The organism is Kitasatospora sp. NPDC023176 (assembly GCF_055560495.1).
In genome coordinates, this window is the sequence record NZ_JBVHIP010000003.1 from 334340 (window position 1) to 351616 (window position 17277).

The following is a 17277-nucleotide window of genomic DNA, read 5'->3' on the forward strand; positions in this document are numbered from 1 at the left end:
TCAGACCCCCCGCGCGCCCCGCCACAGCTGCCCGACGACGGCCTCCGCCGCCCCCGGGCGGGCCAGGCGGTGGGCGGTGCCGGCCCAGAGGTGCATGGCGTCGGTGTCGGCGCGGCGGGTGGCGGCGGCCCGGAGGGGGGCGGTGAGGTGGTGGACCTCGGGGTAGGCGGGCGGGGCGTACGGGCCGTAGCGGTCGATGAAGGCGTTGCGCAGGCCGCGCGCGGGGCGGCCTGTGAAGGCGCGGGTGACGACGGTCCGCGGCAGTTCGGTGAGCGCGGCCCGGTGGGCGGCGGCGGCGCCGGACTCGTCGGTGCGCAGCAGCGCCGTCCCCAGCTGCACCGCGGCGGCCCCGGCCCGCAGGGCCGCCGCGATCGCCGGGCCGTCACCCAGCCCGCCCGCGCCGATCAGCGGCAGCGCGGTCACCGCCCGTACGGCGGGCAGCAGTTCCAGCAGCGGCAGCTCCCCCGGAGTGTCCGTCACCCGATGGGTGCCGCGGTGCCCGCCGGCCTCCGGGCCCTGCACGCACAGCGCGTCCATCCCGACCGCCTCCGCCGCCCGCGCCTCGCCCGGGGTGGTGACGGTGCCGACCTGCAGCGTCCCCACCGCCCGCAGCGCCGCCGCCTCCTCGGCCGTCGGCAGCCCGAAGGTGTAGGAGACGACCGGCACCGGGTCGGCGAGCAGCGCGGCGAGTTTGGCCTCCCAGTCGTCCCGGTCCGGCCCGATCTCCTCCGGCAGTTCCACCGCCCACCGCTCGGCCTCCGGCCGCAGCCGTTCCCGGTAGGCGGCGACGGCGGCCGGGTCGGCGGGCGGGGCGGGCACGAAGAGGTTCACCCCGTACGGCCGGTCGGTCGACTTCCGTACCGCGGCGATCTGTTCGCCCATCGCGGCGGCGCTCTTGTAGCCCGCGGCCAGGAACCCCAGCCCGCCGGCCCGGTTCACCGCGGCCACCAGCTCCGGCGTCGAGGCCCCGCCCGCCATCGGGGCGCCGATCACCGGTACGGCGAGTTCGTCGAGACGCACGGCCATCGGGGCTCCTCACTCCGCTACGGGCACCGCCCTCACCCTACGCTCAGCGGATCAGCCCGCGCCCGCGCGCCTCCCGCACCGCCGCCGTGCGCGAGTCGACCCCCAACTTGGTGTAGATGTGCACCAGATGGGACTTCACGGTGGCCTGGCTCAGGTGCAGCCGCTGGCTGACCTGCTGGTTGGTCAGCCCGTCCGCGACCAGCCCGAGCACCTCGGTCTCCCGGGCGCTGAGCGCCGCCGCGGGCGTCCGCATCCGTTCCAGCAGCCGGTCGGCGACGCTCGGCGCCAGCGCGCTGCGCCCAGCCGCGGCGGCCCGGACGGCCTGGGCGAGTTGCTCCGGCGGCGCGTCCTTCAGCAGGTACCCGGTGGCGCCGGCCTCCAGCGCCGGGAGGGTGTCCGCGTCGCTGTCGTACGTGGTGACCACCAGCACCCGCGGCGCGCCCGCCCGGGCGGTGATCGCGGCGGTGGCCTGGGCACCGTTCATGGCCGAGCCGGGCCCGAACTGGAGGTCCATCAGCACCACATCCACACCCGGTTCCGCCGCCAGTTCGACGGCCCGTTCGGCGGTCGCCGCCTCGGCCACGATGGTGAAGTCGGGTTCGCTCTCCAGCACCGCGCGCAGCCCGGCCCGCACCACCGGGTGGTCGTCGGCGATCAGCAGCCGGATCACGGGCCGGCCTCCGGGGTGACGGGCGGCTGCGGGGTGACGGGCAGCTGCACCGCCAGGGCCGTCCCCTCGCCGGGCGCGGACTCGACCGTGAAGCCGCCGCCGAGCGCGCGGGCCCGGGCCCGCATCGAGGGCAGTCCGAAGCCGCCGTCCGCACCGGTGCGGCCGGCGACCGCCGCCGGGTCGAACCCGGCCCCGTCGTCGAACACGTCCAACGCCACCTCGCCCTCCATGTAGCTGAGTGTCACCTCGGCGCGCGAGGCCTTCGCGTGCCGCACGGTGTTGCCGAGCGCCGACTGCGCGATCCGCAGCAGCGCCACCTCCTGCGCGGCGGGCAACCGCAGCGGGTCCCCGGAGACGTGCAGGTGGACGGGCAGTCCGCTGTGCGCGGTGGTGGTCGCGCAGAGCCGTTCCAGCGCGACGGGCAGCGGATCGCCGTCCAGCGCGGGCGGGGTGAGCGCCCGGACGAACCGCCGGGCCTCGTCCAGGTTGTCCTGGGCGGCCTGCCGCGCCTGCTCCACGTACCCGGCCGCGGCCTCGGTGCGATCGGGCAGCGCCCGCTGGGCCGCGCGCAGCAGCAGCTGGATGGAGCTGAGGCTCTGCGCGAGGGTGTCGTGGATCTCCCGGGCGAGCCGCTCGCGCTCGGCGAGGACGCCGGCCGCGTGGTGGGCGGCGGCGGCGTCGGCGCGGGCGGCGGTGAGTTCGTCGATCAGCCGGCGCCGTTCCTCGCTCTCCCGGTACAGCGCCTGGTAGCCGAGCACGGTGGCGGTCGCGACGGCCGCGCCGAGGGCGGGCCCGATCGAGGCGGCCAGGTTGAAGCTCTGCTGGTGCCAGGACCACGCGGCGATCGCGGCGCCGGCCGTCAGGGCGACGGCGGTCAGCCCGCTGCGCCGGCCGAGCAGGTGCAGTTCCAGGAAGTACAGCGGGAAGGCCAGCCACACCCCGTCCTGGGTGGCGACCAGCAGGCCCGCCCAGGTGACGCCGAGCAGCGCCAGCCAGAGCGCCGCGCCCCGGCGGGAGCGGTGGACGGCGGCCAGCCGCGGCCCGATGGCGTACCCGGCGGCCATCGCGGTGGCCGCGGCGGCGACGGCGGCCGGGTCCCCGCCCCGGTCGGCGAAGGCGGCCCGGGCGACGGCGAGGGCGAGCAGGCCCGCCACGAGCAGGTGCAGGCAGACCTGGAGGACGCGGGCGACGGGGGTGGTTCTGGAGCGTTCGGTCGCCATCCCTCCAGCCTAAGTTCCGCACCGGGAGCCCGGCATCAATCAAAAGGTTGAACTCCGCTTCTGCCCTTTGATGCCCAGGATGCAATCCCCGGCGCGATGCCCCGGCCACCCCGTTTCGGGGAGCGTGGCAACGTCACCAGTCCCACTGTCGCAGGAAGGCCCACCGTGTTCGTCGCCTGGAGGGATCTCAGGTTCGCCAAGGGGCGGTTCGCCCTGATGGGGACCGTCATCGTGCTGATCACCGTACTGGTCGGCCTGCTGTCCGGACTGACCGCCGGGCTCGGCCGGCAGAACATCTCCGCGATCACCGGCCTGCCCGCCGACCACCTGGTGTTCGCCAAGCCCGCCGAAGGGCAGCAACTCTCCTTCACCGACTCCCAGCTCAGCCCCGACCAGTGGCAGGCCTGGGCCCGCGAGCCCGGCGTCACCTCCGCCCAGCCGCTCGGCATCACCACCACCAAGGCCGCCGCCGGCACCCGCACCGCCGCGCTCTCCGCCTTCGGCGTCCCGGACGGCTCCGACCTGGCCCCGCAGGGCAACCGGATCGCCCCCGGCCAGGCCGTGCTGTCCGGCACCGCCGCCGAGAAGCTCGGCAACCTCACCCCCGGCGCCGACTTCACCGTGGCCGGCCACCACCTCACCGTCGCCGCCGTCGACGGCGACGCCGCGTACAGCCACACCCCGGTGATCTGGACCAGCCTCGGCGACTGGCAGCAGTTCGCCCCCGGCGGCGCCGGCCACGCCACCGTCATCGCCCTCCACACCGCCGAGGGCGCCGACCTCGCCGCCGCCGACACCCGCCACGGCACGGTGACCCGCACCCGCGACGACGCCCTCTCCGCGATCGGCTCCTACACCTCCGAGAACGGCTCGCTCCAGCTGATGCGCGGCTTCCTGTTCGCCATCTCCGCCCTGGTGATCGGCGCCTTCTTCACCGTCTGGACGATCCAACGCAGCGGCGACATCGCGGTGTTGAAGGCCCTCGGCGCCTCCACCCGCTACCTGCTGCGCGACGCCCTCGGCCAGGCCGTGCTGCTGCTGGTGCTCGGTACGGCCGTCGGCACCGCGATCGCCTCCGGCTTCGGCGCGCTGATCGGCTCCGCCGTCCCCTTCGTCCTGGACGCCCCGACCGTCCTGCTGCCCGCCGTCGTCATGATCGCCCTCGGCGCGATCGGCGCGGCCCTGTCCATCCGCCGGATCACCTCCGTCGACCCGCTGACCGCCCTGGGGAGCGCCCGATGAGCCTGACCCTCGACCGCATCACGTTGACCTACCCGGACGGCGACGACCGGCTGACCGCCCTGGACGACGTCTCGCTGACCGTCCCCAAGGGCTCCATCACGGCCGTGGTCGGCCCCTCCGGCTCCGGCAAGTCCAGCCTGCTGGCGGTGGCGGCCACCCTGATCGGCCCGGACTCCGGCCGGGTCGTGGTGGACGGCACCGACACCGCCGGCCTCAACCGCGCCGAGCTCACCGCGCTGCGCCGCACCAGGATCGGCATCGTCTTCCAGCAGCCCAACCTGCTGCCCTCGCTCAGCGCCGCCGAACAGCTCCAGGTGATGGCCCACCTCGACGGCCGCTCCCCCCGCGAGGCCCACACCCGCGCCCTGGAACTCCTCGACGCCGTCGGCCTGCGCGACCTGGCCGCCCGCCGCCCCCACCAGCTCTCCGGTGGCCAGCGCCAACGCGTCAACATCGCCCGCGCCCTGATGAACGACCCCACGGTGCTCCTCGTCGACGAGCCCACCAGCGCCCTCGACCACGAACGCGGCGCGGCAGTGCTCGACTTGATCACCGACCTCACCCACCGGCGGGCGACTGCGACGGTCCTGGTCACCCACGACCGCACCCACCTGACGGCGGTCGACCAGATCGCCGAAGTCCACGACGGCCGGTTGACGGTGCCGTCAGCGGTCGCCTGAGCTACTTCTTCGCCGCGAGCACGTCGTCCACCGAGAGCATCACCGACGCCCCGATCGACTCGGGCAGCGTGAACGACTGCCCCGGGTGGTGGACGGCGTGCACCTGGTACTCGCCGTCCTTCGGATCGGTCAACACCATGACCCGCCGATTCTTCCGATCCACGATCACGTAGACGGGCACGCCGGCCGAGGCGTAGGCGGTCGGCTTCCGTTTGAGATCGTCACTGGGATTCGATGACGTGACTTCGAGCACGAGGCGGAAAGCCGCCGGGTCGTAGCAGTTGTACTCGATCAGGTGGTCATCGATGTCAGCATCGACAACCGACAGGTCCGGTACGGCATAGTCCGAAGGCCCATCCGGCAACCAGATGCCAACGTTCTGGAGGACGTCGTCCTCGTCGAGGCCGGCCATGAACAGCGCCCGCATAAGGCGGCTCAGCGACTTACCGTGAGAAGCATTCGGCGGCGGCGTCGCGGTGATCTGGCTTCCGACGATCTCGACCCGGTGCCCGACGAACTGGTTGGAAATCAGCTCGGCGACATCGAGCAGCGTCGGCTGCTCGGCGGCTCCGAGCAGCGGGCGCTGCTCGAAGGGCTCTTCCACTGCGGCGGCGGACATGGATTTCCTCCTGGCTGCCGATGTCGAGAGCATCATCGTAGAGCGCGAGCGCCCCCCGACGCCCGATTCCCATCCTTCACCCGAACGAGTGGTTTAGCCCTCTACCGGGCCCGCAGCCGCAGCCCGGGGCGCTCCGCCTCCGCCGCGTCGTCCTGGCCCGCCCAGAGCGAGCGGACGTGGCTGAGGTGCCGGGTCATGCAGGCCTCGGCCGCCTCGGCGTCGCCGGAGATCATCAGGTCCAGCAGTTCCACGTGCTCCTCCGCCGAGGAGACCAGCTGCCCCTGCTCGTCCAGCCGGGTCAGCCCGTACAGCCGGGAGCGCTTGCGCAGGTCCCCGACCACGTCGACCAGCCGCGCGTTGCCGGCGAGTCCCAGCAGGTCGAGGTGGAACTGCCGGTCCGCCTCCAGGTAGCCGATGAGGTCGTGCTTGCGGGCCGCCGCGACGATGGCCTCGGCCTGCGGGCGCAGCCGCTCCAGCTGGTCCTTGGTCGCCGTGCGGGTGACCCGGCCGACGGTGGGGACCTCGATCAGGGCGCGGATCTCGGTGTAGTCGTCGAGGTCGCGCTCGGTGAGTTCGGTGACCCGGAAGCCCTTGTTGCGGACGGCCTCGACCAGTCCCTCCCGGGCGAGGTCGAGCATGGCCTCGCGCACGGGGGTCGCGGAGACGCCGAAGTCGGCGGCGAGGGCGGGCGCGGAGTAGACGACTCCGGGGCGCAGTTCGCCGGAGATCAGGGCCGCCCGGAGCGCGTGGGCGACCTGGTCGCGGAGCCGCTCCTGCACGGAGATCAGGGTGCGGGACGTGAGCTCGGCCATGGTGTTCCTCCGGGTGGGTGCAGAACACCAGCGTACAATGTCACGTTACGTTGAGCGTGCAACAGTCCGCGATCCGAACGATCCGTCACCACCGGGCACACCACCAACGCCCATGGTGGCAGCGGCGATCGGCCGTGACAACGGCCGGGGGCACACGATCTGCCGACCACCCCGAGAGGAGCCCCCTGGTCGGCTCGCCCTCCACGGCGATCAGACCCGCGAGGCCCGGTACACCTCCGCCGCCACCGCCAGGTCCTCCCAGGCCATCCCGACGCTCTTGAAGAACCGCGGCCGGCCGTCCGGCACCAGCGCGTCGCCGCGCACCAGCTCGGCCAGGTTCCACACCTGCCGCCGCCCGAGCGCGCCCGCCAGCAGCAGGTCCCCGGCCTCCCGGGCCGCCACCGACCGCGCCTCCACGTACAGCTCGGCCCGCCCGACCAGCACCTCGTCCACCTCGCGCGCGTCCGGCTCGTGCGAGCCGACCGCCGCGACGGCCGCGTGCGCGGGCACCAGCGCGCCGTCGAACAGCGGCGTGCGCGCGGTGGTGCAGCAGACCACCACATCGGCCCCGGCCACGGCCTCCGGCGCACCCACCGAGCCCGCCAGCCCCAGCTTCCGCCCGTACGCCGCCAGCGCGGCCGCCCGCCCGGGGTCGCGCGCCACCACCGTCAGCCGCCGGAGCGACCTCAGCGCGGGGACGGCCAGCAGCGCGTCCAGGTGTCCGTAGGCCTGCGGCCCGGAGCCGAACACCACCAGGTGCTCGGCCTCCGGCGCCGCGAGCCGCGCCAGCGCCACCGCCGTCACGGCGGGCGTGCGCAGAGCGGTGAGGGCCGCGCCGTCCAGCAGCGCCAACGGCTGGAGCGTCGGCCCGTCCAGCAGCAGGTAGCTGCCGGTGATCCGGGGCAGTCCGAGCGCCGGGTTCGCGGGCGCGACCCCGGCGATCTTCACCCCGGCGTACGGCCCGGCGGCGGCCGGCATCAGCAGCAGCTCGCCCGCCGGCACCGGTACGGCCGACCGGGCGGGCGCCGCTTCCGGGTCGAACCCGTCCAGCAGCACCCGCTCGATCGACCGCACCGCGTCGGCGGGCCCGACCCCGCCGACTCCCGGCACGGCGTACTGGAGCGGCTCAGCCGCCGCGCCGGGCAGAGCAGGACCGGACACCCCAGGCCCGGGCCGCGCAGGACCGGACACCACAGGACCGGACGCCACAGGACCGTTCGCAGCACTCACAGCAGGAACCCCGTCCCCAGCGCGTCACCCGGCTCCAGGAGGAACCGGTGCTCCCCGGTGCGGTACGCCGTCCCGCTGACCTCGGTGACGACGCCGTCGCCCAGCGGGTCGCCGCCCGCGAGCACCCGCCCGGTGAACCCGGTGCCGATGATCGACTCGTGTCGCAGCGGCTCCCCGGGGGCGAGTCGCTCCTCGGCGGCGAGGACGGCGAGCCGGGCGGAGGTGCCGGAGCCGCAGGGCGAGCGGTCGATCTGCCCGTCGGCGAACACCACGACGTTCCGCTGACTCAACACACCGTCCGGGGACGGTAGTTCGTCGTACAGCACGACCCCGTACACCCCGGACAGCCGCGGGTCGGTCGGGTGTGCGACCGCCTCCGCGCCGGCCAGCAGCGCCCTGATCTCCCGCCCCACGGCGACGAGTTCGGGCAGCTGCCCGGTCTCGACCGCGAGCCCGAGGGCGGCGGCGGGCACCGAGACGTAGCAGGCCCCGGAGTGCGCCACGGCGACCTCGACCACCCCGCGCGAGGTGGTCAGCGGCAGCTTCAGCGCGCTGACCCGGCTGGGCACGTTGCGGAAGGTGACCCCGGTGGTGCGCCCGCCGGCCCGGTGCACCAGGGCGGTGACCCGCCCGGAGGGCACGTCGATCCGCACCCGTGCCGTGCCGTCCGCAGGGGCCGGGACCAGTCCGGAGTCCACCGCCCAGGCGCCGAGCGCGATGGTGCCGTGCCCGCAGGCGGTCGAGTAGCCGTCCTTGTGCCAGAACAGCACGCCCAGGTGCGCCTCGTCGTCGTCCGGCGGCACCAGGAACCCTCCGTACATCCCGGCGTGCCCGCGCGGCTCCCGGACGAGCAGCCGCCGGACGTCGTCCAGCGCGCTGGGCCGGGGCGCGGTGGCGCTGGCACCCGCGCCGATCGCGATGGCCCGCCGCTCGGCGACGCTGTCGCCGGGGATCGGGGGCGCGCCGCCCAGCACGATCCGGAACGGTTCGCCGGCCGTGTGGTAGTCGACGGTGTCGACCGTACGGACGTCCATCAGGCGTCCCCGCCCGGCAGCACGCTGATCGTCCGGCTGACGGTGTAGAACTCCAGTGCGGCGCAGCCCTGTTCGCGCTCGCCGTGGCTGGCGCCCTTGGTCCCGCCGAAGGGCAGGTGGAAGTCGACGCCGCTGGAGGGCGCGTTGACCCGGATCATGCCCGCGTCGAGCCGGTCGGCAACGGCCAGCGCCGCGTCCAGGCTGCGGGTGTGCACCGAGGTGGCGAGGCTGTGCGGGGTGTCGTTGGCGAGCGCGATCGCCTCGTCCAGGTCGGCCGCCGCGTGCAGCAGCGCGATCGGACCGAAGAACTCCTCACCGGCCAGCGGGTGTTCGGCCGGCACGTCGGTGAGCAGGGTCGGCTCGACGTACCAGCCGGCCCGCTCGGGCACCCGTCCACCGGTGAGCACCGTCGCCCCGGCCTCCACCGCCGAGTCGACGGCGAGGACGAGCCGCTCCCGCGCGGCGGCGTTGACCACCGGCCCGCACACCGAATCGTCCACCGCCGCAAGGGACTTGACCAGTGCCTCGCGCAGCGGCTGGTACGCCGCACCCACCGCGATCACCCGGCTGGTGGCGGTGCACTTCTGCCCGGCGTACCCAGCGATCGCGGCCGCGAGGTGCCCCGCGGCCAGGTCGATGTCCGCGTCGGGGAGCACCAACGCCGCGTTCAGTCCGCCGAGTTCGGCCTGCACCGGCACCCCCCGCCCGGTGGCGGCCCGCACCACGGCCCGGCCGACCCCGGTCGAGCCGGTGAAGGACACCACGTCGGCGGCGTCGACCAGCGCCTGGCCCTCCTCGGCCCCGCCCGGCAGCACCGTGAACACGTCGGCGGGCAGGCCGGCCAGTTCCGCCAGCCGCAGCGCACAGGCCGTCGCCTCGGGCGCGGGCTTGAGCACGGCCGTGTTGCCGACCGCCAGCGCCGGCGCGGCCTTCCAACTCGGGATCGCCAGCGGGAAGTTCCACGGCGCGATCAGTCCGGCGACCCCGTACGGGCGGCGCCGGGTGAGCAGCAGTCCCGGCCCGGCGGCGGTCTCGTGCACCGCGCCGGACGGCTCGTACGGCGCCTGCGCGTAGTACCGCCAGATCGCGGCCGTCCGGGCGACCTCCCCCCGCGCCTCGGCGAGCGGCTTGCCGACCTCGCGCACGATCAGCGCGGCGAGTTCCTCCGCGTGCGCCTCGACCGCCTCGGCGATCCGGCCCAGCGCGGCCGACCGGGCGCCCGCCCCGGCCGCGAGCCAGCCGCCCTGCGCGGCCCGGGCCCGCCCGACGGCGGCCCGTACGGCTTCGGCGCCGGGCTCCTCGACGGCGACCACCAGGTCGGTCGGGTCGGCGGGGTTGTACGAGGTGATGGTCACGACTAGCAGCCCTTCAGAGCGAGTTCACAACGTAGCGTCAGAGCAGGAAGCCCGCCGGGAACGGGTCGTCCGGGTCGAGGAAGTACTGGGCGGTGCCGGTGACCCAGGCCCGCCCGGTGACGGTGGGCACCACCGCGGGCCGCCCGGCGACCTCGGTCTCCTCGACCAGCCGCCCGGTAAAGGTGGTCCCGATGAAAGAGTCGTTGCGGAAGTCCCGCCCGAGCGGCAGTTCGCCGCGCGCGTGCAGCTGCGCCATCCGCGCCGAGGTGCCGGTGCCGCAGGGTGAGCGGTCGAACCAGCCGGGGTGGATGGCCATCGCGTGCCGGGAGTGCTCGGCGGTGGAACCGGGGGCGAGCAGCTGGACGTGGTGGCAGCTGTGGATGGACGGGTCCTCCGGGTGCACCGGCCGGTCGGGGCCCGCGTTGATCGCGTCCATCAGGGCCAGGCCGGCGTCCAGGATCTCCTGCTTGCGCTCCCGCTCGAACGGCAGCCCGAACTCGGCGAGCGGCAGGATGGCGTAGAAGTTGCCGCCGTACGCGAGGTCGTAGCCGACCGTACCGTACCCGGGCACCTCGATCTTGCGGTCCAGCGCGACGGAGTACGAGGCCACGTTGCGGATGGTGACGGCCTTGGCGGCGCCGCCCTCGACCCGCACCTCGGCGACCACCAGTCCGGCGGGGGTGTCCAGCCGTACCGTCGTCACCGGCTCGACCACCGGCACCATCCCGGTCTCGACCAGGACGGTGGCGACACCGATGGTCCCGTGCCCGCACATCGGCAGCAGCCCGGAGACCTCGATGTAGAGCACGCCGAAGTCGGCGTCCGGCCGGGTGGGCGGCTGCAGGATGGCGCCGCTCATCGCGGCGTGCCCGCGCGGCTCGTACATCAGCAGGGTCCGGAAGTGGTCCAGGTGCTGCTGGAAGTGCACCCGGCGTTCGGCCATGGTGGCGCCGGGGATGACGCCGAAGCCTCCGGTGATCACCCGGGTCGGCATGCCCTCGGTGTGCGAGTCGACGGCGTGGAACACGTGACGGCTGCGCATCCTCACAACTCCTCTGACGGAACGGTCGGGTCGAGGCCGGCTGCCCCCGCAGCCGGCCGAGGGGGCAGGGGGCTAGGCGAGGCCCTCGGCCAGCGCCTTCTCGGTGGCCGCGCGCACCGCCGCCTCGATCTCCGGCTCCAGCGGCTGACGCGGCGCCCGGACCGGCCCGCCGGGGCGTCCGGCGATGTCCATGGAGAGCTTGATGGCCTGGACGAACTCGGTCTTGGAGTCCCAACGCAGCAGCGAGTGCAGCGACTTGTACAGCGGCAGCGCGGTCTCCAGGTCCAGCGAGACGGCGGCGTCGTAGAGCGCCACCGAGGCCTCCGGCAGGGCGTTCGGGTACCCGGCGATCCAGCCCACCGCGCCGGCCAGCGCCAGCTCCAGCAGCACGTCGTCGGCGCCGATCAGCAGGTCCAACCCGGGCGCCAGCTCGGCGATTTCGTACGCGCGGCGGACGTCTCCGCTGAACTCCTTGACCGCCACGATCGAGCCCTCGCCGTGCAGTTGGGCGAGCAGCGCGGGCACCAGGTCGACCTTGGTGTCGATCGGGTTGTTGTACGCGACGACCGGCAGACCGGCCTTGGCCACCTCCGCGTAGTGCGCCCGCACCGAGGCGTGGTCGGCCCGGTAGGCGTTGGGCGGCAGCAGCAGGACGGAGCCGGCCCCGGCCTCGGCGGCCTGCTCGGTCCAGCGGCGGGACTCGGCGCTGCCGTAGGCGGCGACCCCGGGCATGACCCGGGAGCCGTCGCCGGCCGCCTCGACCGCCACCTCGACGACCCGGGCGCGCTCCTCGGCGGTGAGCGTCTGGTACTCGCCCAGCGAGCCGTTGGGGACGACGCCGTCGCAGCCGGACTCGATCAGCCAGCGGACGTGCTCGGCGTACGCGTCGTAGTCGACGGAGAGGTCGGGGCGCAGCGGGATCGTGGTGGCGACCATGATGCCGCGCCAGGGGCGGTTGGTGTCACGGGGGGTGATGGACACGGTGCACTCCTTGGTGAGGTGTGACATTTTATTAGAGAAGGCGGGTCGGAGACAAGAGTCCCCGACCCACACGTTCGGCAGCTACCCCTCGGGGGCAACGGAGTCAGCGGGGGCCCCAGGTCCGACGGGCCCAACGGGCCCGACGGGCCCGACAGGTCCGACGGGCCCGACAGGTCCGACGGGCCCAACGGGCGCAGCCGAGGCGGCGGGGGTGGAATCAGGGACCCCCGCCGCCAGCTGCGAGAGCGGCACCGGGCAGGCCAACGGCCGCCGGTCCGCCCCCGGCTCACCCGAGCCGGAGAGACAGGCCACGGCCGGACCGCACATCCGCCCCTGGCACCACCCCATCCCCGCCCGGGTGAGCAGCTTGACGGTGCGGGGGTCGCCCGCGCCCAGCTCCTCCACCGCCTCCTGGATCCGGGCGACCGGCACCTCCTCGCACCGGCACACATCGGTGTCCGGCCGAAGCCACCCGGTCCAGCCGGGCCCCGGCCGGTGCGCGGCGGCCATCAGCCCGGCGAAGGCCCGCAGCCGAGCCCGGCGCCGCAGCAGCGCGCGCCCGGGCGACACCCCGGCGATCGCGTGCGCGGCCAGCTCCCCCTCGGCGAGCGCGAGGTCCGCCCCGCCGACGCCGTTGGTCTCCCCGGCGGACCACAGGCCGGGGACGGAGGTGCGCAGCCGGGCGTCGACCCGCAGCGCGACCGCGCCGTCCGGTCCGGCGAGGGTGTCCGCGCCGAGTTCGGTGGCCAGGTCGATCTGCGGCAGCAGCCCGTGGCCGACGGCGAGCGCGTCGCAGGCGATCCGCCGTTCGGTGCCGGGCAGCGGCCGCCAGGAGGCGTCCAGCCGGGCCACGGTGACGGCGGTGACCCGCTCCGTCCCGTGCGCCTCGACGACGGCGCTGCGCGGCCGCAGCCGTACGCCGTGCCGCAGCAGCGCTCCACCGTGCCCGGCGCCCTCGACCAGCTTGGCGGGGACGGCCGCCAGCACGCCGGGGCGCCGGGCGTACCCGAGGTAGCCGCTCGCCTCGACCACCGCCGGGACGTCCGCCCCGGCGCCGACCAGCGAGGAGGCGGCCGCGAGCAGCAGCGGCCCACTGCCGGCCACCACGATCCGCCGCCCGGGCAGCACCAGCCCGGCCTTGAGCATGGCCTGCGCGCCGCCCGCGGTGACCACCCCGGGCAGGGTCCAGCCGGGGAACGGCAGCTGCCGCTCGTACGCCCCGGTGGCGAGCAGCACCGTCCGGGCCCGGACGGTGTCCCGGTCGGCGGCCTGCGGCCCGCGGGTGACGTGCACGGCGAAGCCGTCCGCGGTCCGCTCCAGCGCCCACACCTGGTGGCCGCCGCGGAAGTCGGCCCGGGGCTGGCCGGCGAGCCGCGCGGCCAGCCCGGTGTACACCGACCAGCGGTGGTGCAGCCGGTCCGGCCGGGTCGCACCGAGCCCGGGCGCCGGGTGCCGGTAGTACTGCCCGCCGGTAAGCTCCGCGCCGTCCAGCAGCACGCAGCGCAGCCCGAGTTCGGCGGCGGTGACGGCGGCGGCCAGCCCGGCGGGCCCGGCCCCCACCACGGCGAGGTCGTACGGCTCGTACGGCTCTGACGGCTCAGACGGCTCGTAGGACCCGGACGGCCCGGAGGGTTCGTACGACCCGGACAACCCGGACGGCTCGTACGGGTCAGACGGCGAGGTCGGCACGGCCGTGGCCCTCCTGGGTGGTGACGACGGTCCCGGGTTCGGCGGGCAGCAGGCACAGCCGCTGGTTGGCCCGGCCGTCCACGGTGGCCAGGCAGTCGAAGCAGGCGCCGATCCCGCAGAACGCGCCGCGCGGGCGCCCGCCGGTCCGGGTGGTGCGCCAGGCGAGCACGCCGTCGGCCCAGAGCGCGGCGGCGATCGACTGCCCGGGCAGGGCGCGGACGGGCCGTCCCTCGAACTCGATGTGGTGGCCGGGCCCGGGCTCGGCCCCGACCAGCCCGGCGGGGGTGCGGCGACGCGTCACCGGCTTCTCCATTCCAGAGGTCCTGAACAAGGTCTCACCCCGCCGGGAACCGGTCCGCCCGGAACGGCGCGAGGTCCAGCTCCGGCCGTTTCCCGGTCAGTTGCTCGGCGATCAGCAGCCCGGTGCCGGGCGCCAGCCCGATCCCGGCGCCCTCGTGCCCGCAGGCCTGGTACAGCCCCGGCACCCGGGGGTCCTCGCCGATGGCGGGCAGGTGGTCCGGCAGGTACGGGCGGAAGCCCCGGTAGGTGCGCATCACGGCGACGTCCGCGAGCACCGGGAACAGCTGGGCCGCCTCGGCGGCCAGCCGGCCGATCGCCGCGTGGGAGAGGGTGCGGTCGAAGCCGACCCGCTCCCGGCTGGCCCCGATCAGCACCGGTCCGCCCGGGGTGCCCTCGATCACCGAGGAGGTCTGCAGCCCGGCCGCGCCGCTGGCCACGTCGGCGACGTAGTCGGCGGAGTAGACCTTGTGCCGGACGACCCTCGGCAGCGGCTCGGTGACCAGCACGAAGCCGCGCCGGGGCAGCACCGGGAGGTGCACTCCGGCCAGCGCGGCCAGTTCGGCGCCCCAGGCGCCGGTGGCGTTGACCACGGCGGGGGCGGCGAGCCGGCGCCGGGTGGTCCGGACGCCGCGCACCGCGCCGTCCGGGCCGCGCTCCACGGCCGTCACGTCCTCCCCGGTGAACAGTTCGGCGCCCATCCGACGGGCTTCGCGCAGCAGGTGGGCGGCGGCGAGCGCGGGCTGCACCTGGGCGTCCTGCGGGTAGTGGTAGCCGCCCGCGAGCCCGGGGGCGAGGTGCGGCTCCAGCTCGTGCAGCCGCTCGGCCGGGACCTCCTCGGCGGTCACCCCGGCCGTGGCCTGCCCGGCGGCGAAGGCCCGCAGCGCTTGCTGCCCGGCCTCCGTCGAGGCGACCACGACGCCGCCCTTGGGCTCGTACTCGACGGCCGGGCCGAGGTCCTCGGCGAGTTCGCGCCAGAGCCGGACGCTGAGCAGCGCGAGGTCGAGTTCGGGCCCGGGTTCCTTGTCGGAGACCAGCAGGTTGCCCTCGCCCGCGCCGGTGGTACCCCCGGCGACCGACCCGCGGTCGACGACGGCGACGGCGAGTCCGGCCCGGGCGGCGTAGTACGCGCAGGCGGCGCCGACGACTCCGGCGCCGACCACGACGACGTCCAGCGGAGGTGTCCAGGTCTTCAGCACGTCAGTAATATGTCACATGCCATCAACCCTGCCAAGAGCGCGCCAGAGCCGGGACAGCGGAAGGCCCTGGTCCCCGCACGAAGCCGGGGACCAGGGCCGGAAGGCTCACCGCAGCAGACTCAGGTGATGTCGTCCATCTGCTCCCGGCGCGCACTCGGCACCGGCGCGGCACTCGCCGCCGGGGCCGCGGAGGCCTCGACCGACTCCGTATCCGCCACCGGCTGCACCGTGAGGTCCACGTGCGAGGCCTCCTCGTCGTCCAGGTCGGCATCGGGGTTCTTCCGGCGCTTGCGCCGGTCGTTGAACAGCGCGATGGCCACCGCGAGGAAGTACAACGCCCAGATCGGCGCGGCCAGCGCGAGCATGCTCAGCGGGTCGGCGCTCGGCGTGGCGAAGGCCGCGAACACGGTGATGCCCATGACCATCCCGCGCCACCAGCCGAGCAGCCGCTTGCCGGTGACGATGCCGACCATGTTCAGCATCACCAGCAGCAGCGGGAACTCGAAGGCGAGGCCGAAGACCAGCACCATCCTGGTGGCGATGTCGAAGTAGTCCTCGGGCGGCAGGATCGGGGTGGTGCCGTTCGGGGTGAACGAGATCAGCACCTGCACCGTGGTCGGCAGCGTCAGGATCGCGCAGCCCACACCGGCCAGGAACAGCGGCGCACCACAGGTCATGAAGATGACCGTGTACTTCTTCTCGTGCTTGTGCAGACCGGGAGCCACGAAGGCCCACACCTGGTACAGCCAGACCGGCACGGTGCCGACCACGCCCGCCGTCAGCGACACCTTGAGCATCCAGGTGAAACCCGCGGTCAGCCCGATGTTGGAGACCTGCGCGCACTTGTTGTGGTACTTCTCCTGCCGCTCCGGCGTGCACTGCGGCAGCGGCTCCAGCAGGAAGTGCTCGATCTGCTTGTGGTAGATCGCCGCGATGACGGTGATCACCACGATCGCCAGGACCGACTTGACCACGCGGTTGCGCAGTTCCCGCAGGTGGTCGGCGAGGGCCATCCGCCCCTCAGGATCCTTGGGCGCCTTCTGCGGCGCCTTGGAGAGCTTGCTCAACCCCGGTCCTCAACTCGTGCGTCGAGGCCCGCCGGTCGACGGGCCTCCGTGGTCGCGCGCGGCACGCGCACCGTGTACGTCGGGTACGACGCACGCGGTGCACACCGCGGGTGCGTCGCGTACGTCACCGGCACCGCGCTCAGTGCGGGCGGTCGCCGCCGGGCGCGCCCTGCCCCGCACCGGGCTCGGCCACCGGCCGGGCCGTCGCCGAGGCCCCCGGAGCGGACTGGACGGTCCTGGCCGTCGGCTCCGCCGAGACCTGCGGCCGGGCGGGCGGCGCACTCCCGTCCGGCTCGTCGTCCGAGCGCATCGCCTTGGCCTCGCTCTTCAGGATCCGCATCGACTGCCCCAACGAGCGTGCCAGCTCGGGCAGCCGCTTGGCCCCGAACAGCACGATGGCAACCACAGCGACCAGGACGATCGCGGTCATCGAGAAGCGCATGCGCCGACCACCTTCAGCATCCGCGGCCCGGCGGGCCGCCCGCCGCGGATGGTAACCGCTGCGGATGACGCCACGACGACGGCCGCCCGAACAGGACAGCGGCCCCCGGTTCGCAGTTCAGGAGCCACTTGAGAGCGTAACCCGCCCCTACCTCCGCGCAGCAGCCCCCGTACCACCCGTGCCCCGGCTGTGCTAACGGTCCGACCGGACCGACGGCCGCCGCGCCGGCGGACCTAACGGCCGGGAACGGCCTCGGCCAGCTCCCCCGCCGCCTCCGCCAGTGCCCGGGAGGCCGCGTCCACGCCCTTGGCGAGCGCCCGTACGTCCAGCCAGAGCCGGATCGCGAGGACCCCGAGGACCAGCAGGCCCGCGGTGGCGAGCAGGACGGCGGCGACGAGCATCCAGGACATGCGCCCACCCTATACGGGGGCCATCGGGGTCATCCCTCCGCCCGCACGAGCCGCATGGTGCGCACCCCCGCCGCGGTGAGCGCCTCGACGATCTTCTCCCCGGCCGCCTTGCGCACCGCCGCCCCGCACAGCGGGCAGCCGAAGCTGTAGTGCGCCTGCGCCGGGGTCCGGCCGAGGGTCAGCCGGAACTCCTCGGCCGGGAGTTCGACCTTCTCCCGGCACTGCGAGCAGTACACCTTGAATCTCGTCCCGGCCTCCACCG

At 74.6% G+C, this 17277-nt stretch carries 19 protein-coding genes; 2 read left to right on the forward strand and 17 right to left on the reverse strand.

The window, feature by feature from the left end:
* From ACZ3YL_RS07535 to ACZ3YL_RS07545, 3 genes are read right to left on the reverse strand one after another with little or no spacing between them, the layout of a single operon-like run.
* A complete protein-coding gene (locus ACZ3YL_RS07535) occupies positions 1-1026 on the reverse strand; it encodes a nitronate monooxygenase (RefSeq protein WP_465656067.1) in 1026 nt (341 codons plus the stop codon).
* A 43-nt stretch (positions 1027-1069) separates the two neighbouring features.
* Positions 1070-1696, reverse strand: coding sequence for a response regulator transcription factor (locus ACZ3YL_RS07540; RefSeq protein ID WP_188305603.1), 627 nt, complete (start codon positions 1694-1696; stop codon positions 1070-1072).
* On the reverse strand, positions 1693-2916 hold the full coding sequence (locus ACZ3YL_RS07545; protein WP_188305604.1) for a sensor histidine kinase: 1224 nt from the start codon (positions 2914-2916) through the stop codon (positions 1693-1695). The genes ACZ3YL_RS07540 and ACZ3YL_RS07545 overlap by 4 nt, the downstream gene beginning before the upstream one ends.
* A gap of 165 nt (positions 2917-3081) precedes the next feature.
* Between ACZ3YL_RS07545 and ACZ3YL_RS07550 the strand changes: the two genes are divergently transcribed.
* Both ACZ3YL_RS07550 and ACZ3YL_RS07555 read left to right on the forward strand, forming a co-directional pair.
* The gene (locus ACZ3YL_RS07550; protein ID WP_465656070.1) at positions 3082-4158 is read left to right on the forward strand and encodes an ABC transporter permease; all 1077 of its coding nucleotides are present in this window, start codon (positions 3082-3084) and stop codon (positions 4156-4158) included.
* Entirely contained in the window at positions 4155-4838 is a 684-nt protein-coding gene (locus tag ACZ3YL_RS07555; RefSeq protein WP_188305606.1) for an ABC transporter ATP-binding protein, read from the forward strand. The genes ACZ3YL_RS07550 and ACZ3YL_RS07555 overlap by 4 nt, the downstream gene beginning before the upstream one ends.
* 1 nt (position 4839) lies before the next feature.
* Here ACZ3YL_RS07555 and ACZ3YL_RS07560 read toward each other — a convergent pair whose 3' ends face one another.
* The 14 genes from ACZ3YL_RS07560 to ACZ3YL_RS07625 form a co-directional block, all read right to left on the reverse strand.
* Positions 4840-5457, reverse strand: a complete 618-nt coding sequence (locus ACZ3YL_RS07560) for a Uma2 family endonuclease (protein ID WP_465656072.1) — start codon at positions 5455-5457, stop codon at positions 4840-4842.
* Positions 5458-5558: 101 nt separating this feature from the next.
* Complete coding sequence (locus ACZ3YL_RS07565) at positions 5559-6269, reverse strand: GntR family transcriptional regulator (protein ID WP_188305608.1); 711 nt, start codon at positions 6267-6269, stop codon at positions 5559-5561.
* A gap of 210 nt (positions 6270-6479) precedes the next feature.
* Positions 6480-7430 carry an ornithine cyclodeaminase family protein gene (locus tag ACZ3YL_RS07570; RefSeq protein WP_465656075.1) on the reverse strand — a complete coding sequence of 317 codons (951 nt, stop codon included), beginning with the start codon at positions 7428-7430 and terminating at the stop codon, positions 6480-6482.
* Between the two features lie 65 nt (positions 7431-7495).
* On the reverse strand, positions 7496-8533 hold the full coding sequence (locus ACZ3YL_RS07575; RefSeq protein ID WP_465656077.1) for a proline racemase family protein: 1038 nt from the start codon (positions 8531-8533) through the stop codon (positions 7496-7498).
* Positions 8533-9888: an aldehyde dehydrogenase family protein gene (locus tag ACZ3YL_RS07580; RefSeq protein WP_465656079.1), complete on the reverse strand. Its 1356-nt coding sequence runs from the start codon at positions 9886-9888 to the stop codon at positions 8533-8535. Before ACZ3YL_RS07580 ends, ACZ3YL_RS07575 begins: the two co-directional genes overlap by 1 nt.
* Positions 9889-9925: 37 nt before the next feature.
* Entirely contained in the window at positions 9926-10930 is a 1005-nt protein-coding gene (locus ACZ3YL_RS07585) for a proline racemase family protein (protein WP_188305611.1), read from the reverse strand.
* 72 nt (positions 10931-11002) lie between these two features.
* The gene (locus tag ACZ3YL_RS07590; RefSeq protein WP_188305612.1) at positions 11003-11938 is read right to left on the reverse strand and encodes a dihydrodipicolinate synthase family protein; all 936 of its coding nucleotides are present in this window, start codon (positions 11936-11938) and stop codon (positions 11003-11005) included.
* Positions 11939-11992: 54 nt separating this feature from the next.
* A complete protein-coding gene (locus ACZ3YL_RS07595; RefSeq protein WP_465656115.1) occupies positions 11993-13474 on the reverse strand; it encodes an FAD/NAD(P)-dependent oxidoreductase in 1482 nt (493 codons plus the stop codon).
* A gap of 106 nt (positions 13475-13580) precedes the next feature.
* The gene (locus ACZ3YL_RS07600) at positions 13581-13901 is read right to left on the reverse strand and encodes a (2Fe-2S)-binding protein (protein ID WP_465656081.1); all 321 of its coding nucleotides are present in this window, start codon (positions 13899-13901) and stop codon (positions 13581-13583) included.
* A 34-nt stretch (positions 13902-13935) separates the two neighbouring features.
* Entirely contained in the window at positions 13936-15096 is a 1161-nt protein-coding gene (locus ACZ3YL_RS07605; RefSeq protein ID WP_317621371.1) for an NAD(P)/FAD-dependent oxidoreductase, read from the reverse strand.
* Between the two features lie 119 nt (positions 15097-15215).
* On the reverse strand, positions 15216-16109 hold the full coding sequence (gene tatC / locus ACZ3YL_RS07610) for a twin-arginine translocase subunit TatC (RefSeq protein WP_188308397.1): 894 nt from the start codon (positions 16107-16109) through the stop codon (positions 15216-15218).
* 193 nt (positions 16110-16302) lie between these two features.
* Complete coding sequence (gene tatA, locus ACZ3YL_RS07615) at positions 16303-16605, reverse strand: Sec-independent protein translocase subunit TatA (protein ID WP_188308363.1); 303 nt, start codon at positions 16603-16605, stop codon at positions 16303-16305.
* A 233-nt stretch (positions 16606-16838) separates the two neighbouring features.
* Positions 16839-17015 (reverse strand): hypothetical protein, encoded by a 177-nt coding sequence (locus ACZ3YL_RS07620; protein WP_159398379.1) that lies wholly within the window; start codon positions 17013-17015, stop codon positions 16839-16841.
* 29 nt (positions 17016-17044) lie between these two features.
* A complete protein-coding gene (locus tag ACZ3YL_RS07625; RefSeq protein WP_188308364.1) occupies positions 17045-17275 on the reverse strand; it encodes a hypothetical protein in 231 nt (76 codons plus the stop codon).
* Positions 17276-17277 lie beyond the last annotated feature (2 nt).